Annotated in this window: 25 protein-coding genes; 6 read left to right on the top strand and 19 right to left on the bottom strand. The window is 33.1% G+C overall.

Annotated elements, in window-relative coordinates:
* Nucleotides 1–14: 14 nt before the first annotated feature.
* Together SJY43_RS06575 and SJY43_RS06570 are read right to left on the bottom strand one after the other, a co-directional pair.
* On the bottom strand, nt 15–932 hold the full coding sequence (locus SJY43_RS06575; RefSeq protein WP_396603051.1) for a hypothetical protein: 918 nt from the start codon (nt 930–932) through the stop codon (nt 15–17).
* Between the two features lie 31 nt (nt 933–963).
* Nucleotides 964–1677, bottom strand: coding sequence for a DUF547 domain-containing protein (locus SJY43_RS06570; protein ID WP_396603050.1), 714 nt, complete (start codon nt 1675–1677; stop codon nt 964–966).
* Nucleotides 1678–2046: 369 nt separating this feature from the next.
* On the opposite strand from SJY43_RS06570, the gene SJY43_RS06565 reads away from it, so the two are divergent.
* The 6 genes from SJY43_RS06565 to SJY43_RS06540 all read left to right on the top strand — a co-directional run bounded on the left by SJY43_RS06565 (nt 2047) and on the right by SJY43_RS06540 (nt 9384).
* A complete protein-coding gene (locus tag SJY43_RS06565; protein ID WP_396603049.1) occupies nt 2047–3354 on the top strand; it encodes an NAD(P)/FAD-dependent oxidoreductase in 1308 nt (435 codons plus the stop codon).
* 2 nt (nt 3355–3356) lie between these two features.
* Nucleotides 3357–4946, top strand: a complete 1590-nt coding sequence (locus tag SJY43_RS06560; RefSeq protein WP_396603048.1) for a 4Fe-4S binding protein — start codon at nt 3357–3359, stop codon at nt 4944–4946.
* The gene (locus SJY43_RS06555) at nt 4946–5422 is read left to right on the top strand and encodes a toxin-antitoxin system YwqK family antitoxin (RefSeq protein WP_396603047.1); all 477 of its coding nucleotides are present in this window, start codon (nt 4946–4948) and stop codon (nt 5420–5422) included. The genes SJY43_RS06560 and SJY43_RS06555 overlap by 1 nt, the downstream gene beginning before the upstream one ends.
* On the top strand, nt 5419–6111 hold the full coding sequence (locus tag SJY43_RS06550; RefSeq protein ID WP_396603046.1) for a glycosyltransferase family 2 protein: 693 nt from the start codon (nt 5419–5421) through the stop codon (nt 6109–6111). Before SJY43_RS06555 ends, SJY43_RS06550 begins: the two co-directional genes overlap by 4 nt.
* Nucleotides 6108–7598, top strand: coding sequence for a cellulose synthase family protein (locus SJY43_RS06545; RefSeq protein ID WP_396603045.1), 1491 nt, complete (start codon nt 6108–6110; stop codon nt 7596–7598). The genes SJY43_RS06550 and SJY43_RS06545 overlap by 4 nt, the downstream gene beginning before the upstream one ends.
* 310 nt (nt 7599–7908) lie before the next feature.
* Nucleotides 7909–9384, top strand: a complete 1476-nt coding sequence (locus tag SJY43_RS06540; RefSeq protein WP_396603044.1) for a mannosyltransferase — start codon at nt 7909–7911, stop codon at nt 9382–9384.
* 39 nt (nt 9385–9423) lie between these two features.
* On the opposite strand, the gene SJY43_RS06535 is transcribed toward SJY43_RS06540, so the two are convergent.
* From SJY43_RS06535 to SJY43_RS06455, 17 genes are all read right to left on the bottom strand, one after another.
* Nucleotides 9424–9804: a hypothetical protein gene (locus SJY43_RS06535; RefSeq protein WP_396603043.1), complete on the bottom strand. Its 381-nt coding sequence runs from the start codon at nt 9802–9804 to the stop codon at nt 9424–9426.
* Nucleotides 9805–10043: 239 nt separating this feature from the next.
* Nucleotides 10044–10265, bottom strand: a complete 222-nt coding sequence (locus tag SJY43_RS06530; RefSeq protein ID WP_396603042.1) for a hypothetical protein — start codon at nt 10263–10265, stop codon at nt 10044–10046.
* Between the two features lie 11 nt (nt 10266–10276).
* Nucleotides 10277–10600, bottom strand: coding sequence for a hypothetical protein (locus SJY43_RS06525; RefSeq protein WP_396603041.1), 324 nt, complete (start codon nt 10598–10600; stop codon nt 10277–10279).
* A 38-nt stretch (nt 10601–10638) separates the two neighbouring features.
* A complete protein-coding gene (locus SJY43_RS06520; protein WP_396603040.1) occupies nt 10639–12174 on the bottom strand; it encodes a bifunctional GNAT family N-acetyltransferase/carbon-nitrogen hydrolase family protein in 1536 nt (511 codons plus the stop codon).
* Between the two features lies 1 nt (nt 12175).
* Complete coding sequence (locus SJY43_RS06515; RefSeq protein ID WP_396603039.1) at nt 12176–13153, bottom strand: deoxyhypusine synthase family protein; 978 nt, start codon at nt 13151–13153, stop codon at nt 12176–12178.
* The gene (gene speB / locus SJY43_RS06510; RefSeq protein WP_396603038.1) at nt 13140–14075 is read right to left on the bottom strand and encodes an agmatinase; all 936 of its coding nucleotides are present in this window, start codon (nt 14073–14075) and stop codon (nt 13140–13142) included. The genes SJY43_RS06515 and speB overlap by 14 nt, the downstream gene beginning before the upstream one ends.
* A 4-nt stretch (nt 14076–14079) precedes the next feature.
* Nucleotides 14080–15531: an arginine decarboxylase gene (locus tag SJY43_RS06505; protein ID WP_396603037.1), complete on the bottom strand. Its 1452-nt coding sequence runs from the start codon at nt 15529–15531 to the stop codon at nt 14080–14082.
* Nucleotides 15532–16147: 616 nt separating this feature from the next.
* Nucleotides 16148–16990: a pseudouridine synthase gene (locus SJY43_RS06500; protein WP_396603036.1), complete on the bottom strand. Its 843-nt coding sequence runs from the start codon at nt 16988–16990 to the stop codon at nt 16148–16150.
* A gap of 114 nt (nt 16991–17104) precedes the next feature.
* Nucleotides 17105–17539, bottom strand: a complete 435-nt coding sequence (locus tag SJY43_RS06495; protein ID WP_396603035.1) for a transposase — start codon at nt 17537–17539, stop codon at nt 17105–17107.
* 111 nt (nt 17540–17650) lie between these two features.
* A complete protein-coding gene (locus SJY43_RS06490; RefSeq protein ID WP_396603034.1) occupies nt 17651–18112 on the bottom strand; it encodes a transposase in 462 nt (153 codons plus the stop codon).
* A 307-nt stretch (nt 18113–18419) separates the two neighbouring features.
* Complete coding sequence (locus SJY43_RS06485) at nt 18420–19322, bottom strand: geranylgeranylglycerol-phosphate geranylgeranyltransferase (RefSeq protein WP_396603033.1); 903 nt, start codon at nt 19320–19322, stop codon at nt 18420–18422.
* A gap of 52 nt (nt 19323–19374) precedes the next feature.
* Nucleotides 19375–20304 carry a mevalonate kinase gene (locus SJY43_RS06480; protein ID WP_396603032.1) on the bottom strand — a complete coding sequence of 310 codons (930 nt, stop codon included), beginning with the start codon at nt 20302–20304 and terminating at the stop codon, nt 19375–19377.
* 68 nt (nt 20305–20372) lie between these two features.
* Entirely contained in the window at nt 20373–21455 is a 1083-nt protein-coding gene (mvaD, locus tag SJY43_RS06475) for a diphosphomevalonate decarboxylase (protein ID WP_396603031.1), read from the bottom strand.
* Nucleotides 21456–21538: 83 nt separating this feature from the next.
* Entirely contained in the window at nt 21539–22075 is a 537-nt protein-coding gene (locus SJY43_RS06470; RefSeq protein ID WP_396603030.1) for a DUF1697 domain-containing protein, read from the bottom strand.
* Between the two features lie 116 nt (nt 22076–22191).
* Entirely contained in the window at nt 22192–23403 is a 1212-nt protein-coding gene (locus tag SJY43_RS06465; RefSeq protein ID WP_396603029.1) for an NAD(P)/FAD-dependent oxidoreductase, read from the bottom strand.
* Nucleotides 23400–24086 (bottom strand): glycerophosphodiester phosphodiesterase, encoded by a 687-nt coding sequence (locus SJY43_RS06460; RefSeq protein WP_396603028.1) that lies wholly within the window; start codon nt 24084–24086, stop codon nt 23400–23402. Before SJY43_RS06460 ends, SJY43_RS06465 begins: the two co-directional genes overlap by 4 nt.
* On the bottom strand, nt 24076–24948 hold the full coding sequence (locus tag SJY43_RS06455; RefSeq protein WP_396603027.1) for an acyl-CoA thioesterase: 873 nt from the start codon (nt 24946–24948) through the stop codon (nt 24076–24078). The genes SJY43_RS06460 and SJY43_RS06455 overlap by 11 nt, the downstream gene beginning before the upstream one ends.
* Nucleotides 24949–24966: the final 18 nt, after the last annotated feature.

Genomic DNA, 24966 nt, shown 5'->3' with positions numbered 1-24966 from the left:
TTTACTAATATTCATTAAAACAATGCTCTTAAGCCAATATTAAATGTTTGCCCTAAACCAGTACTATTACCTCTAACAAAACCTGTATAAAGTGTTTCTATATTTAAAACATCTGTTAACTGATATTTTACACCACCACCTAAAGCAGTAAAATCTTGAGAAAAATCACCTTCATTACCTGCACTTATTAATTGAGAATGTTGTACTAAAGCTAAAATTGTAAATTCTGAACTAGGGAAATAACTTAAAAACACACCTGGTGTTAAACGTAAACTATTGTTAGCAAAACTTCCTCCAACCTGAACTCCATTCAAATCTCTCTCTACTTTTTTCCCAAAGTTATATTCAGTATTCAACTCAGAAAACAATTGCCAATCTCCACTAGAAAAACTATAATCATAAAAGAAACGGTTTTGAAAAATGAATCCTTTTTGATCTAAAAACACATCGTTCTCAACTTCATTATCTACTAAAGGGATATGAAATGCTGTTTGAATAGTAAAGTTTGAAATACTTTTTATGGGATTAAACTTAATAGCTGGTGCAAATGATGTAAATCCTGAACGAGCAGAATTGGCCTCTCCGTCAAACTTAAAAACATCTAGAACATCTCTTCCCCCAATTACGTTTGAACGAAATTCAAGTAAAAGCCCAATATTAAATTTACTATTTACTGAAACGCCAGTAAATACATCGACTGTAGATGTGAAAAAAGTATTTCTAGGAATATCTTGCTTATCTCCATTTGCCCCAAATAAATCTTTAGTTTCAGTATATAAATTATTAAACCATTTAATATCCCATTGCCCTTTCTTTAATAGTTTTGATGGCGTATAGGTTTGAATATTACTTTTTTGAGCAGCTTCATCTTCTTGTGAAAACCCATTAAACGAAATGGCTGTTAGTACTAATATTGCAATTAATTTTTTCATTTTTACTTTATTTTGATTTGTTGTTATTTGGTTATTGTTTGTTCACGTTCCAATCGTATGGAAAGTAGCTTACTTTGTATTTTCCTTCTAATTTTTCAGTTCTGTATTTATTTATAAAATCTATTTCGGTTTTACCATCTCTAGTAAAATCTTCTTTATACCACTCCATAATTTGAGAGGCTTCAACACGCTTCTTCTTAGTATTAACTTTTATAAAAGACCCATTTAAAGCCATTTTAGTTTGAGTATCTAACTGCGCATTTAAAGTACTTGGCAAGTAAGCATTGCTAATTAAAGGTGGGCAACCAACAGCACCACAAACTAACACAAAGTGAAATCGTGCATCTTTAAAATTACCCCTTAAAAGCTTGTGCTCAATATCATTTAACGTAATTTGTTTACCTCCTAAATTGTGCGTTGTTTTATCAAAAAAACCTTTATTGTCTAGAGGCGAATTTGTTGGGTAATTGTCTACAATACCTTTTATTACAGATAAATTGTAAGCATTAATCCAAAAGGCTTGATAGTTCTTAGCATCAGATTTTAAAACAGAAATACCTTCAGCAATTTTCAAAACACTATTAAGCTCGTCTTGATTTGCATGAATTTTTGAGTATGCGACTCTCCCGTTAGACACATTTCCTTTAAGGAATGCATCTGTTTTACTAAAAAAAGCATTTAAATCTTGAGCAAACCCTTTTACAGATATTAATGCTATAAGTACTATTATTAATTGTTTTTTCATTTTTATAAATTTTTAACTTTGATAAGCAACTGCCATTAGGTCGAACTAAACTTCAAGTAATTACAAGAGAAGCAAAAGTTTTTTAACGTCTTATTCTTTTATTAATCCTTACAAAACACAAGCAATTTAAACTTATTCTAAATTAACCGCTATCATTAAGTTATTACCTTTAACTTCGACCTAATACCTGTTATGATTTGAAATTGCTGTAAAAGAAAATGATGATTTTTTTCTTTATTCGAATTAGGAAAATAAAGCATAGCCTTAGTTATCGTTTCTTTTACTAATAAAAGAGAAAGGAGAAAAGAGCATTTTATTAAAGTGTTTTCAAGTGATAACTGGTATAAAACCAATTAACAACCAAAATTTATGGAAGAACATATCGTAATAATAGGAAATGGAATTTCTGGTGTAACTGCTGCTAGACATATTAGAAAGCTATCTGATAAAAAAATAACTATCGTTTCTGCTGAAACTGATTATTTCTTTTCGCGTACTGCATTAATGTATGTATACATGGGACACATGAAGTTTGAACATACACAACCCTATGAGGATTGGTTTTGGGAGAAAAACCGAATAGAACTTAGAAAAGGCTATGTAAAAACTATAGACACCAATAAAAAAATACTCCATTTTGCTAAGGGTGATACTTTAAAATATGACAGGGTAATTATAGCTACTGGAAGTAAACCAAATAAGTTTGGTTGGCCAGGGCAAGACCTAGAAGGTGTTATGGGTATGTACCATAAACAAGATTTAGAAAATCTTGAAAAATTTGCACCAAATAAAGAAGTTTGTAAACGTGCCGTAATTGTTGGTGGTGGTCTTATTGGTATTGAACTTGCCGAAATGCTAAACTCTAGAAGTATTCCTGTTACATTTTTAGTAAGAGAAGATAGTTTTTGGAACGGTGTTTTACCTGAAGGTGAAAGTGAAATGATTAATAGACACATAAAAAATCATCATATAGATTTACGTCTTGGACATAATTTAAAAGAAATCAAATCAGATGAAAACGGAAAAGTAAAGTCTATAATTATTCAAGAAACTGGTGAAGAAATTGAATGTAATGTTGTTGGATTAACTGCTGGTGTATCACCAAACATCGATTTTATTAAAGATTCTGAAATTGAAACCGGAAGAGGCGTAAAAGTAAACCCTTATTTAGAAACCAATATTGAAGATGTTTACGCTATTGGTGATTGTGCAGAACAACACAAAGGCATTAATGGCCGCCGACCAATTGAAGCGGTTTGGTATACGGGCCGTATGATGGGTGAAGTTTTAGCGCAAACCATTTGCGGAAACAAAACAGCATACAACCCAGGGCATTGGTTTAATTCTGCTAAATTCTTAGATATTGAATATCAAACCTATGGTTGGGTTTTTGCTGAACGCGGTCGACCAGAATACGAAAAACATTTTCATTGGAAACATGACGATGACACCAAATGCATAACTATAGCATATCATAAAGACAACAAAGCATTTTTAGGCATTAATACTTTTGGTATTAGAATGCGCCATGAAACATTTGATAGATGGCTTACAGAAAAACGAGATGTAGATTATGTTATTAATCATCTTCCAGAGGCTAATTTCGACCCAGAATTTTACAGGCATTACGAAGCAGAAATACTTTCATCTTACAACCAAAAATTACAAACCATATAACCATGAGTAACAAAATAAATCACAGCATGTCTCTAGCAAAACCTGATGCTTTAGACATTACAACAAAACAAAAAGTAGCATTAGCTATAGGTTTTATAGGCTTATTTATAATGGGGTTAGCACTCTTTAACACTAATTTCCCAAATGAGGGGCTATTCTTAACGCTTTCATTAGGTATGGTCGCAACAGGAATTGTTATTTACTCAAGAGAAGCCTATTTAACAAAACTAGAAGGTATAAAAAACGATGGTGTTTGGTTTAAATCTATTTCATCTCATGGGGCTTGGGGTTGGATTTTAGGTGTTATACTTACTACATTTTATATTGTACTCTATTTTTTTCCACAGTATTTAGGCTTAGGGAAAGATGGCACAGAAAACACCGGATTAATACATTTATTTGATCCTTTAAGTAAATTGTTAAGCGGAAGACCTGCCAGCCAATGGTTTGTTTACGGCACTTTATATACGCTTGCTATTTTAGCTTTTGGGTATAAATTTATTCTTAAATACCGCCATAACCGTTACCAACAAATACGTACAGGATCGGTTATGTTTTTTCAATTAGGCTTTGCCTTTTTGATTCCAGAATTCATGTATGTAATGAATAACGATTTACCATACTACGATCTTAAAAGTGTATGGCCACTTAACTATTATATTTTTGACGAATGGTCTGTAAATGGATTTCTATCTAACGGAAATATTGGTTTAGCCCTCATTCTTTTTGGTATCCTATCAACCTTTGTTATCACACCTATACTAACTTATAAATTTGGTAAGCGTTGGTATTGTTCTTGGGTATGTGGTTGTGGTGGTTTAGCCGAAACTGCAGGAGATTCTTTCAGACATTTATCATCAAAAAAAATGTCTGCATGGAAACTAGAACGTTGGTTAATACATACTGTTTTAGTGTTTTCTGTGGTAATGACGGTTGCCATGGTCTACACCTATTTAGGTTATGATAAAAATAATTTTTGGTTAACGCGCGAACTTTTTATCGCTCTAGTAATTGGGTTTTTAACTCTAGTTTTCGCAGGTGTTATGTATTTTAAAAGTAAAGAACTTGGTAAAGACGCCAAATATGGCGCTATTGGTTTCTTTGCAGTAATTGCGCTTTTATTAATCATGCACTTTACAGGTTCTACAGAGCAAGTATTCTTTTTAAAAGGGTCTACACTTAGATCTGCATACGGGCTTTATATTGGCTCTATATTTTCTGGTGTTATTGGTACGGGCTTTTACCCTATTTTAGGAAGCAGATCTTGGTGTCGTTTTGGTTGCCCAATGGCTGCCATTCTAGGTTTCCAACAGCGTTTATTTTCTAAATTTAGAATTACAACTAATGGTGGCCAATGTATTTCTTGTGGTAACTGTTCTAACAGTTGCGAAATGGGAATTGATGTTCGTGCATATGCTCAAAAAGGCGAAAACATTGTACGTTCTAGTTGTGTTGGCTGTGGCGTTTGTTCTGCAGTTTGCCCAAGAGGTGTATTAAAACTAGAAAACGATAGTATGGAAGGACGAATTAATCCGACTGAGATATTATTAGGAAACGATGTAGATTTAATGGATTTAGTAAATAAGAAATAATGAAACACCTTTGTTGCCTCATACTATTTCTAACTTTTTTCAATGCTTTCGCAGAAAAAAAATACCAGAGAACATATTTTGAAAACGGAAATATCCAATCGGAAGGCTGGACAGAAAATAACCAAAAAATTAAATATTGGAAATTTTATTATCAAAATGGAACCCTAAAAAAGGAAGGGCACTTCTCAGCAGGTAAAGAAATAAAATACTGGAAATTTTACACAAAAAGTGGAAACATAGACAAAGAAGGGCACTTTAAAAACGGTAAGAAAACCAATTGGTGGCTATTTTATGATACCATGCAAAAAGTAAATCATAAATGTCAATTAAAAGACAATCAAAAAAATGGCTATTGCCTCATGTATAAAAATGAAAAACTAGTTGCAGCTGCAAAATATAAAGCAGGAAAAAAAATAAAAGAATGGACTACCTTTGCATCCTTTAAAAAGGAGAATAAACTCAGTGATCTTATATGACAAAAATTAAAGTCATCATTCCAGCTTATAACGAAGCAGAATCTATAACTCATGTTATCAACGATATTCCAGATACTGTTAATGAGGTTATTGTAGTGAGCAATAACTCTACTGACGATACCGAAATAAATGCAAAAAAAGCAGGCGCAACCGTTTTAAAAGAAACAAATAAAGGTTATGGTTATGCTTGTTTAAAAGGCATGCAGCATATTGCTAACCAAAAAGAACATCCAGATATAGTTGTTTTTCTAGATGGTGATTATAGTGATTATCCAGAAGAGCTAACCAAAATAGTAGCACCAATAATTAATGATGATATCGATTTTGTAATTGGTGCCCGCACCAAAGCGCTTAGAGAAAAAGGATCTATGACGGTGCCGCAAATATTTGGTAATTGGCTAGCTACCTCTTTAATGAGTATACTCTTTAGAGCAAAATTTACAGATCTCGGCCCTTTTAGAGCTATTAAATACAATAAACTATTGGCGCTAAATATGGAAGACAAAACCTATGGGTGGACCGTAGAAATGCAACTAAAAGCATTAAAACAAAAACTCACATATACCGAAATACCAGTAAACTACAGAAACAGAATAGGCGTCTCAAAAGTTTCAGGTACGGTAAAAGGTGCTATATTTGCAGGCATAAAAATCTTAGGTTGGATTTTTAAATACAGTTTTAAAAAATGATTTTAGAAACTATAGTTATAATCATATATACCGTATCACTTTTGCTTATTTTCATGTATGCATTAGCACAACTCAACCTGCTATTTAACTACCTGTCTTCCAAGAAATTAAAAGACGACGGTCCTAAATTCGATTTAACAAATCCAAACGAAATTCCATACATAACCATCCAACTCCCTGTGTATAACGAGATGTATGTTATGGAACGTTTGTTAGACAATATTGCAAAAATTGACTACCCAAAAAACAAGTTAGAAATTCAAGTTCTAGACGATTCTACAGACGAAACCGTAGAAACCACTCTAAAACAAATCCAAAAACTTCAAGCCACAGGTCTAGATATAAAACACATTACCAGAGTAGACCGAAAAGGTTTTAAAGCTGGCGCACTTAAAGAAGGCTTAGAATCTGCAAAAGGCGAAATTATTGCCATTTTCGATTCCGACTTTTTACCAAAATCAGATTGGTTAAAACGTACTGTACCTTATTTTAAAGATCAAGAAGTTGGCGTAGTACAAACCCGTTGGGGTCATATTAACCGCAACTACTCTATACTAACACGTATTCAAGCCTTTGCACTCGATGCGCATTTTACACTAGAGCAAGTTGGCCGAAACAGCAAAGGGCATTTTATCAATTTTAACGGTACCGCAGGGTTATGGCGTAAAGCATGCATAATCGATGCTGGCAATTGGGAAGGCGACACCCTAACCGAAGACCTAGACCTAAGCTACCGCGCACAACTTAAAAATTGGAAATTTAAATATTTAGAACATGTTGAAACTCCTGCCGAACTTCCTATCGTAATAAGCGCGGCACGTTCACAACAATTTAGATGGAATAAAGGTGGTGCAGAAAACTTCCGTAAAATGATGGGGCGTGTTGTAAAAAGCAAAAACATAACAGCAAAAACCAAAGTACACGGCTTACTGCACTTATTAAATAGCACCATGTTTTTAAACGTACTTATTGTTGGCGTATTAAGCATCCCAATGTTGTACATAAAAAACGAATACGCCCATTTACGCCCGTACTTTTACGTTATGAGTTTCTTCGTAATGAGCACCATAATCTTTTTTATATGCTACTGGTTTATGTACAAAAACACTTATGGAGGTGGCTTTAAAAACTTTATACGATACATAGGCATGTTTTTTGTGTTTTTCTCAATAGCAATGGGCTTCTCACTACATAATTCTATTGCCGTTTTAGAAGGCCATTTAGGTAAAAAATCAGAGTTTGTACGCACACCAAAATTCAATATTAGTAAGTACAAAGACAACTGGAAAAACAACAAATACATGAAACGAAACATATCTGTAAACGTTATTTTCGAAGGGCTTCTTATGCTCTATTTCGGGTTTGGTATGTATAGCGCCTTTATAGTGGGCAATCAAGGTGGTGATTTCGGTCTCTTCCCATTTCACCTTATGCTTTTTGTAGGTTTTGGTTATGTATTTTTTAAATCGTTGGCCTCTAAAGTATAATCAATTCCCTTAAAACAGGGGATCTCATCATTATCAAATTAGAATAACTTTACTATTTTAAAAATGTTTTGGGCGTAACCACAAGGGTCGGGCTTTCCGTTACAAGTCCTCGCGCCTCCTTCGTCAGGCTGTGGGCTATCCACTTCAATCCCTTACGCGGAATGACGATGTTCGTTTAATACTTCGTGGATATGAAATCGTTTTAATGTTTTATATCCGACGTTAAACAAATTTATCATTTTTTTTTCTGACAAAGTCCAGTAAGTTTCTTTTATAAAACGCAACAAACAAATAGTATTATATTTGATTCATGTTTTTAAACCCAATATTTTTAAAACTCAATAAAACAGCATGGCTTATGGCTATAGCGAGTGTTTTATTCTGTTGGGTATTTGCATACCATTTAGTGAGAACAGATTATGTAAAACTCATTACACTTTATGTTGGGCTGTTTGTGTTGTTTTACAACATCATTAAACTTTTAAAACACAACACCAAAGCCTTAACCTATTTAGCATTTGGGTTTCGAGCTATTTTTATTTTAGCCATACCAAACCTATCGCAAGATTTTTTTCGTTTTATTTGGGATGGCCGCATGATTCTAGAAGATATAAACCCGTATTTAAACACAGTAGAATCTTTTATAAGTGCAGGAAAGTATCCTGTTGAACAAGCTTTAGAATTGCGGGCTGGTATGGGCGATTTAAACGCGAGTCATTTCACCAATTATCCGCCAATAAATCAACTTTGTTTTGCTATTGCAGCGCTGTTTTCCAGTAAAAGCATTTTAGGTTCGGTTATGGTTATGCGCTTACTTATTATTGCTGCCGATTTTGGAACCCTTCATTTTGGTTCTAAGCTTTTAGAAAAACTAAAGTTGCCTACCCACAATATATTCTGGTATATTTTAAACCCGTTTATCATTATAGAGCTTACCGGGAATTTGCATTTTGAAGGTGTTATGATTTTCTTTCTGGTGTGGAGTTTGTATTTGCTTTATGTTGGTAAATGGCAATTTGCTGCGGTTGTTTTGGCGCTTTCTATTTCTGTTAAGTTGATTCCTTTAATCTTTCTGCCTTTGTTTTTTCAATGGTTTGTTAAACGCAATGTCATTTCAAGTAAGCACAAGAAGCCTGTGCTAAGCGAAGACGAAAGAAGAAAACCTTATAATCAAGCACAAGATAATGGCGCTCAAAAATGGGTTCCTGCCTTCGCAGGAATAACAAGGTTAACTAGTTTTTATGCTATCGTAATCCTAACCACACTATTACTTTTTGCCCCTTTTTATTCCTCAGAATTTATAAACAACTACTCCAAAACCGTTGCTTTATGGTTTGGTAATTTCGAGTTTAATGGTAGCTTATACTATATAGCCCGCGAAGTTGGATATTTGTTTAGAGGTTATAACGAAATTGCCATTATTGGCACCATTACTCCTATTCTTGTTATTCTATTTACTCTAATCATTACCTTTTTAAGAAAGAATAGCACCTTTAAAGCACTTATTACTGCCATGCTACTAGTATTATCATTTTATTATTTTACAACCACTACGGTTCACCCTTGGTATGTGGCTACGCTTTTAATTTTATCGGTGTTTACGACATATAAATTCCCTTTGGTTTGGAGTTTTGTTATTGTTTTAAGCTATCTCGCTTATGTAAATATAAATTCTATGGATAAATCTGAAAATCTTTGGGTAATCGCCTTAGAATATATAATTGTTTATAGCGTTTTTATTTGGGAAGTGTTCATAAAAAAAGCTCCCAGAAAACTGGAAGCTTAATTTTTTTGTCTTGCTTAAACTGCTTTTAACAATTATTTTTTAAAGCTTTTCTAGTTTAATAATCGTATTTGTTTCATCTTCATCTTCCATATTATCTTCATCTTTAGACAATTTTAAATCGCGATTAAAAGTAACCTTAAACTTAGTTCCAATAAACGTTTCTCCATTTAAGTCGAACGAAGCTAAAACATCATCTTTAACAACTTGAAAGGTTAACGTTCTATCTTCACCTTCTCTATCTTTAGTTATAAAGTTATAACCATAATCTTCTTTTCCGTCGAAAGTAGCATAAACAACTAATCCTTCTTGCTCTTCAACAGTAACTAAATCTGCTCTAAAATCTGATGTTATTTTAAAGCTTGAAAGTGATAATAATACCAACATTAAACCACTTAATACTACAATTTTTCTTGTGTTCATCTTTTAAAAAATTTAAATTCAAAAACTAAACTTTTACTTTTCGGGAACAACCTACCTAAAGCCCGAACACTTAAATGACTTCACCCTGAAACCACTAGTAGTCAATACATTAAATATACGTTTTATTCTAATACTTGGATTAATTAAAATTCTGTTTTTACTTTAGCCACTTAAAATATACATGCATAAATTAGTGGACAAAAATGTCACCATTTAAATAATGCCTAAAGGACTTGTGTTTATAGCGGCTTTAAACTTTCAACTCGATAAATAACGTCATCATCGGCACCGTCTTCTACGAAGGTAATTCTGAAATCCTGATCAATTAAGGATGCGTCATTTTGCAAATCATACTGTTTTAATACCCGAGGATGCACTTCTTCAAAGGCTAGTTCCTCTCCATTTTCAAACCAAAAATTGTAATAACCGTTTTTGAAAGATTTAAAAGCGGCAGTTCTCATAATATTATTATTTAATCGTTGTCTTCTATGTCTTCATCAGCTATATCAGGAGGTTGAACAGCCTCTGGATCGTTATCATCAAAATCTTCATAATCATCTTCATCGTAGTTCTCCATAGTAACCACCAATTTAGAACTTACTTTCACCAAATACTTGGTATCTTCAGTAATCACCTCTACAGCTTCTACGAGTTCATTATGCTGATTTTTAAAAGATATTACATCGCTATCGTCATAACCATCAGGGTATCTTTCAACTAATAACGCCAAAATCTCAGGAGTTAACTTTTTGAAATCTACTATAACACGTTTTAAATTTTCATTTCTATTTTTCATTTTTTTGGGGTAAGGGTTAATTACAAGTTTAAATATAATTAATTCTGATTATTTACACGAATTACATCATAAAAATCTTTTCGTCTGTCTTTTAAGTTTTTAACTGCACCAAATGAATGTAGCTCCCTTAACAAACTTAAATCGACATCGGCAACCAAAATCATTTCTGTATTTGGTGTAGCTTCTGCTTTAATACCGTTGCTTGGAAACGAGAAATCACATGGTGTAAATACTGCCGATTGCGCGTATTGGATATCCATATTATTTACGTTAGGCAAATTACCTACGCTACCTGATATAGCCACATAACACTCATTTTCTACAGCACGCGCTTGTGCACATAAGCGCACACGAGAATAACCATTTTGAGTATCTGTTAAAAATGGCACGAACAAAATATCCATGCCTTCATCTGCCAGTAATCGTGCTAATTCTGGAAATTCTGAATCGTAACAAATTAGAATACCTATTTTACCACAATCGGTATTATAGGTTTGTAATTTATTGCCACGTTGCATGCCCCAAACTTTAGCTTCATCTGGTGTAACGTGCATTTTTTCATAACGTTCAAAACTACCGTCTCTTCTGCATAAATAACCTACGTTGTACAATTTATCACCAACTACTTCTGGCATACTTCCAGAAATGATATTAATGTTGTATGATATGGCCAACTGTTTTAATTGATTTATGATAGTCTCAGTAAATTCGGCTAATTTTCTAATGGCTTGAGGTTCGTGCAAATGATTAAATTCTGCCATTAAAGGCGCATTGAAGAACTCTGGAAACACAGCAAAGTCTGATCGATATGCCGCCACACTATCAATAAAATACTCGACTTGTTGCATTAAATCTTCCAAGGCTTTGTAAGGTCGCATTTGCCATTGGATTAACCCAAGTCTAACCACCGTTTTTACCGAAGCTGCTTTTTTATTAGGTTTGGTATAATAAATATTATCCCACTCCATTAAAACAGCATATTCATTTGATGCTGTATCGCCTTCTAAATAATTTTTCAATACCCGAACCGGATGAAAATCGTTTGAAATTTGAAAATTCAAAACGGGATCGTGAATTTCTTTACGCTTTACTTTTTCGATGTATTCTTTAGGCGTTAATTGTGAATGTTTATGATAATTAGGCATCCTTCCGCCAAAAACGATACCTTTTAAATTTAGGTTTTCGCAAACTTCTTTTCTATAATCGTAAAGACGACGTCCTAAACGTAAGCCTCTATATTCTGGTTTTATAAATACGTCTATACCGTATAAAACATCGCCATTGGCATGATGATTTTTAAAGGATTCTCCTCCAATAATATCCTCATAAGTATGCTCGTCATCAATGCTATCATAATCAACAATTAATGACAAGGCACATCCTGCAATATCGCCATCTATTTTTATAATAACTTGTCCCTCAGGAAACATTCTGGTTAAATCCTCGATATGGTGCTTTTTCCAATATGAATTAAGCACACCACCATACGACTCTAAAGTTGCTACTTTTAATTCCTCAAAATCATCAACTGTAAGGTACTTTAACTCTATATTATCTATATTTTGTACATCCATGTTATTGACCTAAAAGGTAAGCAAAAATTAATGGTGCAACAATGGTTGCATCACTTTCAATAATAAATTTTGGTGTATTAATATCTAATTTACCCCAAGTAATTTTCTCGTTTGGAACAGCTCCAGAATACGAACCGTAACTGGTTGTAGAATCTGAAATTTGACAAAAATAACTCCAAAACGGTGTATCTGTACGCTCCATATCTTGATATAACATAGGCACTACACATATAGGGAAATCGCCAGCAATACCACCTCCAATTTGGAAGAATCCAATGCCTTTTGCTGAATTATCAGTATACCAATCGGCTAAAAAGGTCATGTATTCTATTCCAGATTTCATTGTGCTTGCTTTTAATTCGCCTTTTAAAACATAGCTTGCAAAAATATTACCCATCGTGCTATCTTCCCAACCTGGGCAAACAATTGGTAGGTTTTTTTCCGCTGCAGCGTACATCCACGAATCTTTTAAATCGATTTCATAATATTGCTCTAAAACACCAGACAATAACATTTTGTACATATATTCATGAGGCAAATAACGCTCGCCTTTAGCTTCAGCATCTTTCCAAATTTTATGAATATGTTCTTGTAATCTGCGGAATGCTTCATGCTCTGGAATACACGTATCTGTAACACGGTTTAAACCTTTTTCTAACAAATCCCATTCTTCTTGAGGTGTTAAATCACGGTAATTTGGTACACGCTTGTAATGCGAATGCGCCACTAAATTCATGATATCTTCTTCAAGGTTTGCACCTGTACAAGAAATAATATGCACTTTATCTTGACGAATCATTTCTGCAAAACTTTTACCTAATTCGGCAGTACTCATAGCACCAGCAAGCGACACTAACATTTTAGCACCAGACTCCAACTGTGCTTCGTAACCTTTTGCTGCATCTACCAATGCCGCCGCGTTGAAATGCAAATAATGCGTTTCAATAAATTGAGAAATAGGTCCTTTAGTAGTTGTCATCTTCGTTATGTTTTAAAGTATTCGTTTTTTGTTTTGTGTTTTCGTATTTGTTATCGTAATCATCTTCCGCATCATCATTCATAAATTTATAGCTCAACATTTTATAATATAATTTAGCCGCTAAAAAGTCTGATGATTTCTCTTTTTTATTAGGGCATAATTCAACTATATCAAACCCTACCACGTTCTTTTCTTCAAAAACTTGTTTTAAGAATTCTAGAGTTTCATACCATAATAAACCTCCTGGTTCTGGCGTACCTGTACTTGGCATGATGGAAGGATCGAACGCATCTAAATCGAATGTTATAAATACATTCTCTGTCATTTGATCTATAGCCGAATCCATCCAAGTATCATCAACCGCCATATCATGAGCGAAATAGGTTTTCTCTTCGTCCATTACCGTTTTCTCGATACTATCCATTGAGCGAATGCCAACTTGAATTAAATTGGTGTTTTGGCTAGCCTCGTAAACCGCACAAGCATGATTGCAGGTTGAGCCATCGTATTCTTGTCTCAAATCGGCATGTGCATCAATATGCAATACCGTTAAGCTTGGATACATCTCGTTAAATGCACGAATGGTTCCTATTGAAACAGAATGTTCACCTCCAAAAATGGTTACAAACTTATTTTTCTTAATGTATTTTTTAGTAGTATGATGCACCGCCTCAACCATGGCTTCTGGCAACTCATTTTCAGTTACCGCATCGGCTAAAAAAACACCTTGTTGATACACTTCTGTAACGGTTTCAATATCATAAAGCTCCATATTTTCTGAAGCTTCTAAAAATGCCTTTGGCCCTTTATCTGCTCCTTTTTGCCATGTACTTGTACCATCATATGGCACCGGAATTAAAACAATTTTTGCTTGTTCTAGTTTTCCTAATTCTTCAGGAATTCCTGCGTATGTGTTTTTCATTTTACTAAGAATAAGATTTGGTTAATTCTAAAGTGTCGTCTTTAACAACTTTTTCTTGACGCTTTTCATAACCTAATATTTTAAGTAAGTCTTCACTTTTTTGTTGTTCACAAAATAATTCGGTTGTCATATTTCCATCGGCATCTCTATTAATTAAAACATGCTTTGGCGACGGAATTAAACAATGTTGTAAACCACCAAAACCACCAATAGTTTCTTGGTAGGCTCCGGTATTAAAAAACCCAATATATAAAGGTTTGTCTTTATTATATTTTGGCATGTAAATAGCGTTCATGTGCTGCTCGCTGTTGTAATAATCATCACTATCACAAGTTAGACCGCCTAATAAAACACGCTCGTAACTATCTTGCCAACGGTTTACAGCTAACATGATAAAACGTTTATTAATAGCCCAAGTATCTGGTAATGTTGTAATAAACGATGAGTTAATCATGTTCCATTTTTCACGATCGTTTTGCTGTTTTTGGTACAACACCTCGTAAATAGCACCACCACTTTCGCCAACCGTAAAACTTCCAAATTCTGTAAAAATGTTTGGCACATCAACACCTTCTTCCTCACAAGTTAATTTTATCTGATTGATAATTTCATCAACCATATACTCGTAATCAAACTCAAAAGCTAAGGAGTTTTTAATAGGAAACCCACCACCAATATTTAAACTATCTAAACTTGGACAAATCTTTTTTAAACTTGTATAAACCTTTAAACATTTTAAAAGTTCGTTCCAGTAATATGCATTATCACGAATACCAGTATTAATAAAAAAGTGTAACATTTTAAGGGCAACTTTTTCATTATTCGCTATTTGATTTTTGTAAAAAGGCACAATATTTTTGTAACCAATTCCTAAACGCGAGGTGTAAAACTCAAACTTTGGCTCCTCTTCTGATGCTATTCTAATTCCTACATTAAATTTCCCTTCAATTTCTTGAGACAGTAATTCAATTTCTTCGTAATTATCTATAATAGGAATGGCGTTTTTATGTCCATTATTAATTAAACGCGCAATGTTTGTTACATACTGCGCGCGCTTAAAACCATTGCTAATTATAAATGTTTTATCTGTAATTCTGCCTTCTTCTTTTAAGCGTTCTACAATATCTATATCAAAAGCCGACGAGGTTTCAATATGAATATCGTTAGTTAAAGCTTCGTCTAAAACATGCTTAAAATGACTGCTTTTTGTACAGTAGCAATAATTATAGTTTCCTTTATAATCGTGTTTCGCAATAGCATTAGCAAACCACATTTTTGCCTTATTAATATTGTTAGATATTTGAGGTAAATATGTAAATTTTAGCGGTGCGCCATACTGTTTTGTTAGTTGCATTAAATCAATATTATGAAAATGTAACTGTCCTTTATCAACTTTAAATTCCTCCTGAGGGAACTCATAAGTCTGATTAATTAAATCAATATATTTTGTATTCAATGTATAAAAGTGTAAATTTTAATAAAAGTTAAAGATGCAGTTAGTGTATTAACTACATGTTAAGCCAATAAAAAAATAACAATATCAAATACGATACTCTTTTTCGGTAGTAGGCACAAAAGGATATTCATGCTGGATTGCATGTATTGGTGAAACGGAAGTTAGCTTTAAAATTCGGTCGCTTAATCTGTAAGCTGCTTTTGAATATGACTTCCTAATTTCCAAAAGCCCGAACATAGAAACAGAGTTCAAATTGTTCAGCTAAAAAGTGCAGCAAATGTAATTTATTTTTTGACAAACCAAACTTTTTTTAATTTTTTTTGAAAATTTTTTTTGGGTGTTACCGCACCCTTCGTTTTCGATCAGGACAGTAGGTCGATTTAGCCTGTACAAGTCCTGGCTCGAGACTCGCTACGGCTTCAATTCATGCTTTTCTATTTTATATTTTTAATTCATGAACATAAATGTTTCACTACTATCAATAACGCGGCAAACAGATTAAATCTGTCGCTTTGGTAGTTATAGGTTAATTAAGAATTAATATGTTTTTTTAAATTTAAAAACCCTGCAAAGTAAAAAAACTAGGCAGGGTTTTTAAATTATTAATTCTTAGATTTTACAACATTTTCAACGTATTCAATTCCTGCTCTGTTAAATGTTTCCAGCTACCACGAGGAATATCTTTTTTTGTTAAATGCCCAATAGCGACACAATCTAAACTTACAATATCGTATTTAAAGTATTCGAATATAGTACGGATTATGGTATTACCTGTATTCTTTATTTTTAAACCTATTTCTCTTTTTGATGCGCCATCAATATAACTAATCTCCTCGACCTCAATAAGTTTACCTTCTACTTTAAAACCGGCTTGAATCTTTTTTAAGTCTTCTAGTTTTAGGTTTTTATCTAATTCGACATGGAATAAACGTGCAACCCCGTGTTTAGAATTGGTGAACTTGTTAGCAACAACATCATCATTGGTAAACAATAACAAACCTTTAGAGTTTCTTCCTAAACGGCCAATAGGCTTAATTCTTGAACTTGTTGCATTTGCAACCAAATCCATCACCGTTCTTCCTTTACCTTCGCTAGTGGTTGTTGCAAAACCTTTTGGTTTATTAAGTAGCACATAGGCTTTTTTCTCTGGTCTTATACTTGCACCATCGTAACGAACTTCGTCTGATAGTTTTACTTTGTAACCCATTTCGGTAATAACCTTACCGTTTACAGATACTAAACCAATGGCTATATGTTCGTCGGCTTCACGACGTGAACATATCCCAGAGTTCGCTATAAATTTATTTAACCTAATCTCGTCTGGGTTTCCAGATTTTTTAGGTGATGGATTATTTTTTTTAATAGGCGCATTTCCCCGTGCATAACTTGTAGAACGGGTATTTCCACTTCCGCGTCCTGATGGTTTTCCTTTATCTTTATTGCCTTTATGCTTATTCATTACTTATTATTTTGTGCAAAGATATATCTAATAATTTACGATTTACGATTTTTGATTAACGAATTGCTGCTTCTGCGTATTCTATGATAGAAAACAAATAGTTTTCGTTAAAAATCATGCGACAAATTTATAAGTGTCTATAAAAGGAGAATCTCTATTAATTACAGCAAAAATTCGACCTATAATTTTACATCTCACATTATTTAGAACCAACATTTTATTTTTCCCCTCATCTTGTTTTCTTAAGTAATAAGCTTTTAATTGTGCATCATGCTTTACGGCTGATAAGGCGCACATTTGAAGTAAAGACTTCATTGTTTTGTCAGCCATATGGTTAACTTTAGTACCGCCTCTAATACTGGAGCCTGAGCTGTGTTCAAAAGGCGCAACTCCTGCATAACAGGCCAGTTTTCTAGCCGAAGAAAAAACCTCAAACCCTTTTGTGGCTATTATAAAATATAGAGCCGTTTTCTCGCCAACGCCTTTAATACTTTTTATAAGTTCAAATTGTCGTTTTAGTTTAGGAGCTTGCTTTACAATCTCTCGCATCTTAGCATCTATAACTTTTAAGCTCGCTTTAAGAAATTTAATTGTTTTCTTGTTCTGAATCTCTACTGTTTTATAAACATCTAACGGTATATATCCTTTATTTTCTCTAGTTCAACCAAATAGTAAAAGGGATTTCTTGATTTTCTCGCGCTCAGTAAAAAGTAGTTTTAACTGCTGGATTGATTTCTCTGGTACACTTGATAGTTGTAGCTTGTCTATATTGCGAATGCTATAAAAAGCGATGTCCTTAGCGTCAGACTTATCACTCTTACCTCTTGATATGCCTTTAGATCGCTTAATTTCTACTGCTGGAACAATCCAATAATCAAACTCATTTTCAAAACAAAAACAGCTTAAAGGAAATGTGTAAACACCTGTGTTTTCAAAACAGAACAAGGTACTTTCTAAATCTATTTTTCTTTTTTTTAAAACTGTAAGCATTCGCTTTAAACCTTTGGTGTTGTTCGTAACAACGAAATGTTCCAATGACATGGGATTTGTTTTATCTACTATAACCACATCTAATTTTAATTTTGAGATGTCAATGCCAACATGAAATGAATAATTTTTCATAATTTTATATTAAGTTTTTAAAAAATGTTGAATCGCTTTATAACCTTTATTAGACCTCTGACGTCTACTATTCTATTTGAAGCTTTTCAACTTAAATTCTAAGGAGAAAACAGAGGACTAATACGCAGCATAAGACTAACTTAGTTAGGGATGTAGTTCACCTCTGTTTTCCTTTGAATAAATTTAGTGTATTATTCTTTATGCAAACTAAAGGTTAGGGATTGAAGTGGAAATCCTTTTTGTGAGGCACGAGCACAAAGATTGGGAACGATAAAGCCCGACCCTTTTCGGGTAACGCCCAAAAAATTTATATACGATTAAGTATCACATTTACATCGATTAACAGAATGCTAAATACGCCTGCTAGAATGATAAATTTTAAAATATTATGGAGTATTAAATATTGTATTTTGGTTTTTGATAGCCATAAGAGTAACAGAAAAACAATAAGTAGAAAGCTACTTAAATAAAAGAACAAATACATGTGGCCAACTTCAAAACGATATAGTAATAGGTAGGTTGGCACTAAGGTAAAGGCTGCTAAAAGGGTTAACATTATTTTGGATGTTTTTTCGCCGTAAGCAACTGGTATTGTTATATAATTCTGGGCAATATCGCCTTTTAAATTTTCTAAGTCTTTAGTTAGTTCTCGCATTGCAATCATTAAAAACAAGAATACGGCATGCACAAAAATTACGTGTTCGAAATTTTTATAATACATAAAAATAGCGAAGAACGGTGTAATGGTTAAGATTGCAGATGTTAGGTTACCAATAAATGGCATTTTTTTTAATTTATGCGAATAAAACCAAATACCAAAAATATAAATTGAGAAGAATATTACGGCTTTAAAGGACACATAACTGGCCATTATTACCGCAATAAAATTAAGCACAAAATAAAATGAGAGTTTAGTATTTTGACTTACTAATCTATCTAACTTTGATTTTATGGGACGATTTATTAAATCTTTCTCTGAGTCGTAAAAACTATTAATAATATAACCGCCTGCTATGGTTGCTGCCGATGCTAATACAAGCATTAACAAATTTACATCGAACACCACTTGTCTTAAAGGCGTATCGTGCGCTAAAATGTATATTGCGGTGAGGTATTGAGCAAAAACAATAATAAGAATATTGTAACCGCGAACTACAGAAAACATACTGAAAAATTTTAATAGTATATGTTTCTGTTTACGAGATAGCATAAGTCTTTTTTTAGACTCTTCGACTGCGCTTAGAGTGACAATTTAGAAAATTTTAGAAGTTATATACGACTTCTAATTTATAATCTGACAAGCTTTGTTTTGCCTTTTGAATATCCTCTGTAAAACCAAGAATATAACCGCCACCACCAGAACCACAGAGTTTTAAGTAATACTCGTTAGTTTCTAGGCCTTTTTTCCAAAGTTCATGAAATTGACTTGGAATCATTGGTTTAAAGTTATTCAAAACAATTTTAGAAAGTTGTTTGGTATTTCTAAACAAGGACTTAATATCGCCTTTTAAGAAATCGTCAACACAAGCATCTGTATGCTTTATAAATTGGTTTTTAAGCATGCTACGGAAACCTTCTTGCTTCATGCTTTCCATAAATAAGCTTACCATTGGAGCGGTTTCGCCAATTATGCCACTATCTAATAAAAACACAGCGCCTTTACCTTCGCTTTGTTGTGCAGGTATGCCTGTCGCTTCTATATTATCTTTAGAATTGATAAGTATTGGAATGCTTAAATAACTATTTAATGGGTCTAACCCAGAAGACTTCCCATGGAAAAAAGATTCCATTGCAGAAAATATAGCTTTTAACTTTAAAAGTTTTCCTCTAGTTAAATTTTCTAGTACTGTAATTTTATCGAAAGCATATTTATCATAAAGTGCTGCAACTAAGGCACCACTACTACCAACGCCATAGCCTTGTGGAATTGAAGAGTCGAAATACATTCCTAAATTTACATCTTCTTGAAGGCGTTTATTATCAAAACGAACAATCGTATTATCTATACTTTGAATATGCGTAGCGAATTTTTTTAAACTTTCGTTAGATTTTATCGCTACTTCAGAAGGATTTTCATCTTTCTTTAAAGCACCATTGTAAAAACTGTAAGGAATTGATAAACCTTTTGAATCCTTAATGATTCCGTACTCACCAAAGAGTAAAATTTTTGAGTAAAATAGAGGTCCTTTCATAAATGACACTTTGCTTGGAAAACCATGTTTAACAAATATACTAATTTTTTAAACAAAATTTTAGTTTATTATATTTTATTAGCCCCCAAACCAATAACGTCGCAAATATACTGTCCATTTTGACAATATGCAACTAATTCATTCTGAATGAATTCTAAAACTTTATTAACCTCTTCCTCTGGATATAATACATGTACGTTAGCTCCTGCATCTAAAGTAAAACAAACTTTTGAACCAGATTTCTCTCTGTACTCCCAAATTTTATTTATAATTTTTAGCGTATTTGGTTTCATTAAAATGAAGTACGGCATGCTTGCCATCATCATAGCATGAAGCGTTAATGCCTCACTTTCAACAAGCGCTATAAACTTATCTAAATCGCCATCTTTCAATATTGAAATGAGATCTGAAAGGTTTTTATTGGCTTGCTTAAAACGCTCTTGTGCAAAAGGGTGTCCATGCATTAAATTATGCCCAACAGTACTGCTTACTTGCTTTTCACCTTTATCAACTAACAAAATAGTGTCTTGATAGTTTTTAAAATTACTATGGACTTGATATGGATATTTTATACCAAATAAATCTGAACTTCCTTTAATGGCATCATGACTTCCCCAAACAACTAAATCGCCTTCTAGACTTCTGCAAGCACTTCCTGAACCTAATCGTGCTAGAAAGGATGCTTTTTTAATGAAATTTTCTTCAGATATATTCGTGTTACTTAGTTCTTTTTCTAGACTCATTAAACACAACGCTAAAGCACTCATACCCGATGCCGAAGACGCTATACCTGAACTGTGCGGAAATGTGTTTGAGGTTTCAATTTTAAAATGATACTCCTTTAAAAAAGGCAAATAGGCTTCGACACGCTTAAAAAACGTTTCAATTTTTGGTTTGAAATCGTCTTTTTTTTCATCATCTAAAAACACTTCAAAAGCAAAACTGGTGGTGTCTTCTTTTTTTGAAAAACTTAAACTTGTAGTTGTTTTACAATTATCTAAAGTAAAACTGATAGATGGGTTTTCTGGAATCTGGTTCGCCTTCTTCCCCCAATACTTCACTAAAGCTATATTACTTGGTGATGACCATGTAAAACTTCCGCTTTCAATCGATTTTGTATACTTTTCGGGAATAAAATGTTCTTCTACCATAAACTAATTATCAGCTAACAAAGACAGTTTAAAACAGCCTTAAAATTCTTATTTGCAAAAATAGTAAATATCTAATCGTCTTTTTAATTTGTTAACGATAATGATATTAGCTTTACCATGGTTTTATAATTTCTTGCCGTAGCTGTAACTTTTAATTTTCTTTCGAAAAAACTATTACTGCATTTTGCCTTACCGTAGCCTACTGAACTATAAAAATAAACAGATGGATCTGTAACAGCAAATGTTTCATTTGGATAAGACTGTTCTGTAACCTCTTTAACTAAATCTTTATCTGGAACACTATAAAGAAACATGAAATAGCTATTTACTTTTTGGTCTTCAGAAAAAGGACAATCATCGAAAATTTGCTTTAAATATTGGGGCGTAATAACCAAAACAGGTACTTCAAATTCAAAATGTTTAAAAAGTGCTTTTTCTATTTCAGCTTGTAAAGTTTTAACATCTGTTTCTTTTGATTGAAAAATAACATTACCACTTTGAATGTAAGTTTGCACTTTTTCCAAACCTATTTTTGAAAGTAACGCTCTAAGTTCTGCCATAGGCACTTTTTTATGCCCGCCAACATTAATGCCTCTTAAAAACGCAATGTATGTATTCATTTTTACAAATTTTTATTTTATAACATGCCTAATTAACACACCCCTTAATCCCCTCTTATTAGAGGGGAAACTCGTGCTCTATATTTTTTATTTTAAAATGAAATTATCTTAAGAAACTATTGTACTATATTTTTAGCCGCAATATAAGCGCCAGTCCAAGCATTTTGGAAGTTAAAACCACCTGTAACAGCATCAACATTAATAACCTCACCTGCTAAATATAAATTTTTTACTAGCTTACTTTCAAAGGTTTTAAAGTTTACTTCTTTTAGATTAACACCTCCTGCAGTAACAAACTCTTCTTTAAAAGTACTTTTTCCGTCAACATTAAAAACAGCTTGAGTTAATTGACTTGCTAAGGCTTCTAATTGCCCCTTATTTAAATCTGCCCAACGCGTTTCCTCTTCCATACCTGAAGCTAAAACTAGCTTATGCCAAAGGCGTTTTGGCAAATCAAATTGTGTCGATTTAAATACCGCTTTTTTCGCCAAATCTTGTTTCAAGACTTTTAAAGTATCTAAACACGATTGGAAAGAATCTCTTATAAAGTTAATTTCTACTTGAAATTTATAACCTCTTTTTGCTAACTCCAAAGCACCAAAAGCAGAGAGCTTTAAGATTGATGGGGCACTCAATCCCCAATGGGTAATTAGCAAAGGCCCTTCGCTCCACAAATCTGTTCCTAAAACTCTAACCTCAACATCCTTTGCTACTACACCGGGAATATCCTTTATGCGATTATCTTTAATGTTAAATGTAAACAATGATGGTACGGGCTGCGAAATGGTATGCCCTAAGTTCTCTAAGAGATTCCAGATTTTTGGATTACTTCCTGTAGCAATTAAAATTTTTTCAGCTGAAAAATCGCCTTGTGATGTTTTTATTTGAAACAATTTCCCATCATTATCAATTGTTTTTACAACATGATTATACAACACATCAACCTGATGCTTTTCAGCTTCATTTAAAAAACAATCAATTATAGTTTGCGATGAGTTAGACACCGGAAACATTCTTCCGTCTTCTTCAATTTTTAGTTCTACACCGCGCTTTTCAAACCATTCAATAGTATCACCCGTCATAAACTGATGAAACGGTCCTAATAGTTCTTTTTCTCCTCGAGGATAATTTTGCACTAATTCTTGAGGAATAAACTCTGCATGTGTTACATTACAACGCCCACCGCCAGAAACCTTCACCTTTCCTAGACCTTCTTTACCGCGTTCTAGAATTGTTACTTTTAAATTCGGATTTTGTTCAGCTATATTTATTGCCGCAAAGAACCCAGCAGCTCCACCACCAACTACGATGATGTCTTTTGATATCATAATCTATCTGGGAAATCTGTAATTATTCCGTCAACGCCATAAGATTTAATACGTTCAATTGGATTTAAATTATTAACAGTAAATGTAAATACCTTAAAATCTTCTTGTAATTCTTGAACAATTTCTTCCGTTAACATGGTGTATTGAAGGTGTAGAGATAGTGCCTTAACTTTTTTAGCTAATTGAATTGCTGCTTCTAGGTTAGTTTCAGTAATTACACCTAACGGTATCTCTTTATTTATATTAAATACCGTTTCTAATAAATCTTCTTGAAAACTAGAAACTATAATATTTTTGTATTCCCACCCTTTCTTATCAACATAAAACTTAATAATTCTGGCAGCTTCTTTAGCAGTATCTTGCCCTTTTAACTCAATATTTAATAAACATTTATTCTCAACAAAAGCTAAAACTTGAGCCAACGTTGGGATTTCATAATTCCCTTTAGTTTTAAGCCTTTTTAAAATATGAAGTTTTTGCTTTGAAACCTCACCAGTTCCATTTGTAATTCTATCTACGGTAAAGTCATGAAAAACCACCAATTCTCCAGATGCACATCTATGTACATCTATCTCAATACCATCTACACCTAAAGCCATTGCCTTTTTTATAGATTCTAAAGTATTCTCAGTTACATGCCCTTTGGCTCCTCTGTGTCCGATTTTTAAAATTTTACTTTCCATTTTTAATAGGTCTTATTAATCCTTCTTGAGCCACTGTGGCTATTAATTTTCCGTCTCTTGTAAAAATATGTCCTCTTGCAAATCCTCTAGCACCAGAAGCGCTAGGAGACTCCGTAGTATAGAGTAACCAATCTGAAAAATCGAATGCTCTAAAAAACCACATAGAGTGGTCTAAACTTGCTGTTATTGTATTACCCCAATGCGCTTTACTTGCATTTGGGTTTAATGTTGATGTTAAAATATTATAATCCGAAATATAAGTTAAAATCTGTTGTTTTGTTGCTAAATCTAAATCTTTAACATTGCCTTTAACCTTAAACCAAACATCGTGACTTGGAGGCAGATTTTTAGGTTCTAACGGATTTGCAAAAGCAGTAGGCTTAAATTCAACAGGTCTTTTAATAGCCAAAAATGATTTTAATGATTTAGGCAAAAAAGAACCGTATTCCTTATACATATCTGTCCAACTTAACAAGTCTTCTGGTTGCTTTATATTAGGTTTCATCTCAATTTGATGATTATAACCTTCTTCTTCTTTGTGAAAAGATGCCGATAAAATAAATATTGTATTATCTTTTTGATGTCCAGTTACCCGCCTTACAGAAAAACTTCCACCATCTCTAACCACACTTACATTATAAGTTATTGGTAATTCTAAATCTCCAGCTTCTAAAAAATAAGCATGCATAGAATGTAAAACTCTATGATTATTAATTGTTCTGCTCGCAGCATTTAATGCTTGTGCTAATACTTGACCTCCAAAAACTATTGGACTTCCTATAGTTTTACTAACACCATTAAACTCGTTATCGCCTACTTTCTTTAATACTAAAAGATCTAATAAGTCGTTAACTGTAGTCATTTACTTTTATTAAGCTTA

Origin of the sequence: Algibacter sp. R77976 (assembly GCF_044594645.1) — a bacterium.
Classification (GTDB): Bacteria; Bacteroidota; Bacteroidia; order Flavobacteriales; family Flavobacteriaceae; genus Algibacter_B.
The sequence above is the reverse complement of the archived record's forward strand: the minus strand, read 5'-3'. Positions and strand labels throughout refer to the sequence as shown.

Bases quoted from the DNA above. Each gene is read 5' to 3' on its own strand.
- SJY43_RS06575 (WP_396603051.1), bottom strand. From the start codon at position 932: ATGAAAAAATTAATTGCAATATTAGTACTAACAGCCATTTCGTTTAAT.
- SJY43_RS06570 (WP_396603050.1), bottom strand. From the start codon at position 1,677: ATGAAAAAACAATTAATAATAGTACTTATAGCATTAATATCTGTAAAA.
- SJY43_RS06565 (WP_396603049.1), top strand. From the start codon at position 2,047: ATGGAAGAACATATCGTAATAATAGGAAATGGAATTTCTGGTGTAACT.
- SJY43_RS06560 (WP_396603048.1), top strand. From the start codon at position 3,357: ATGAGTAACAAAATAAATCACAGCATGTCTCTAGCAAAACCTGATGCT.
- SJY43_RS06555 (WP_396603047.1), top strand. From the start codon at position 4,946: ATGAAACACCTTTGTTGCCTCATACTATTTCTAACTTTTTTCAATGCT.
- SJY43_RS06550 (WP_396603046.1), top strand. From the start codon at position 5,419: ATGACAAAAATTAAAGTCATCATTCCAGCTTATAACGAAGCAGAATCT.
- SJY43_RS06545 (WP_396603045.1), top strand. From the start codon at position 6,108: ATGATTTTAGAAACTATAGTTATAATCATATATACCGTATCACTTTTG.
- SJY43_RS06540 (WP_396603044.1), top strand. From the start codon at position 7,909: ATGTTTTTAAACCCAATATTTTTAAAACTCAATAAAACAGCATGGCTT.
- SJY43_RS06535 (WP_396603043.1), bottom strand. From the start codon at position 9,804: ATGAACACAAGAAAAATTGTAGTATTAAGTGGTTTAATGTTGGTATTA.
- SJY43_RS06530 (WP_396603042.1), bottom strand. From the start codon at position 10,265: ATGAGAACTGCCGCTTTTAAATCTTTCAAAAACGGTTATTACAATTTT.
- SJY43_RS06525 (WP_396603041.1), bottom strand. From the start codon at position 10,600: ATGAAAAATAGAAATGAAAATTTAAAACGTGTTATAGTAGATTTCAAA.
- SJY43_RS06520 (WP_396603040.1), bottom strand. From the start codon at position 12,174: ATGGATGTACAAAATATAGATAATATAGAGTTAAAGTACCTTACAGTT.
- SJY43_RS06515 (WP_396603039.1), bottom strand. From the start codon at position 13,153: ATGACAACTACTAAAGGACCTATTTCTCAATTTATTGAAACGCATTAT.
- speB (WP_396603038.1), bottom strand. From the start codon at position 14,075: ATGAAAAACACATACGCAGGAATTCCTGAAGAATTAGGAAAACTAGAA.
- SJY43_RS06500 (WP_396603036.1), bottom strand. From the start codon at position 16,990: ATGAATAAGCATAAAGGCAATAAAGATAAAGGAAAACCATCAGGACGC.
- SJY43_RS06495 (WP_396603035.1), bottom strand. From the start codon at position 17,539: ATGCGAGAGATTGTAAAGCAAGCTCCTAAACTAAAACGACAATTTGAA.
- SJY43_RS06490 (WP_396603034.1), bottom strand. From the start codon at position 18,112: ATGAAAAATTATTCATTTCATGTTGGCATTGACATCTCAAAATTAAAA.
- SJY43_RS06485 (WP_396603033.1), bottom strand. From the start codon at position 19,322: ATGCTATCTCGTAAACAGAAACATATACTATTAAAATTTTTCAGTATG.
- SJY43_RS06480 (WP_396603032.1), bottom strand. From the start codon at position 20,304: ATGAAAGGACCTCTATTTTACTCAAAAATTTTACTCTTTGGTGAGTAC.
- mvaD (WP_396603031.1), bottom strand. From the start codon at position 21,455: ATGGTAGAAGAACATTTTATTCCCGAAAAGTATACAAAATCGATTGAA.
- SJY43_RS06470 (WP_396603030.1), bottom strand. From the start codon at position 22,075: ATGAATACATACATTGCGTTTTTAAGAGGCATTAATGTTGGCGGGCAT.
- SJY43_RS06465 (WP_396603029.1), bottom strand. From the start codon at position 23,403: ATGATATCAAAAGACATCATCGTAGTTGGTGGTGGAGCTGCTGGGTTC.
- SJY43_RS06460 (WP_396603028.1), bottom strand. From the start codon at position 24,086: ATGGAAAGTAAAATTTTAAAAATCGGACACAGAGGAGCCAAAGGGCAT.
- SJY43_RS06455 (WP_396603027.1), bottom strand. From the start codon at position 24,948: ATGACTACAGTTAACGACTTATTAGATCTTTTAGTATTAAAGAAAGTA.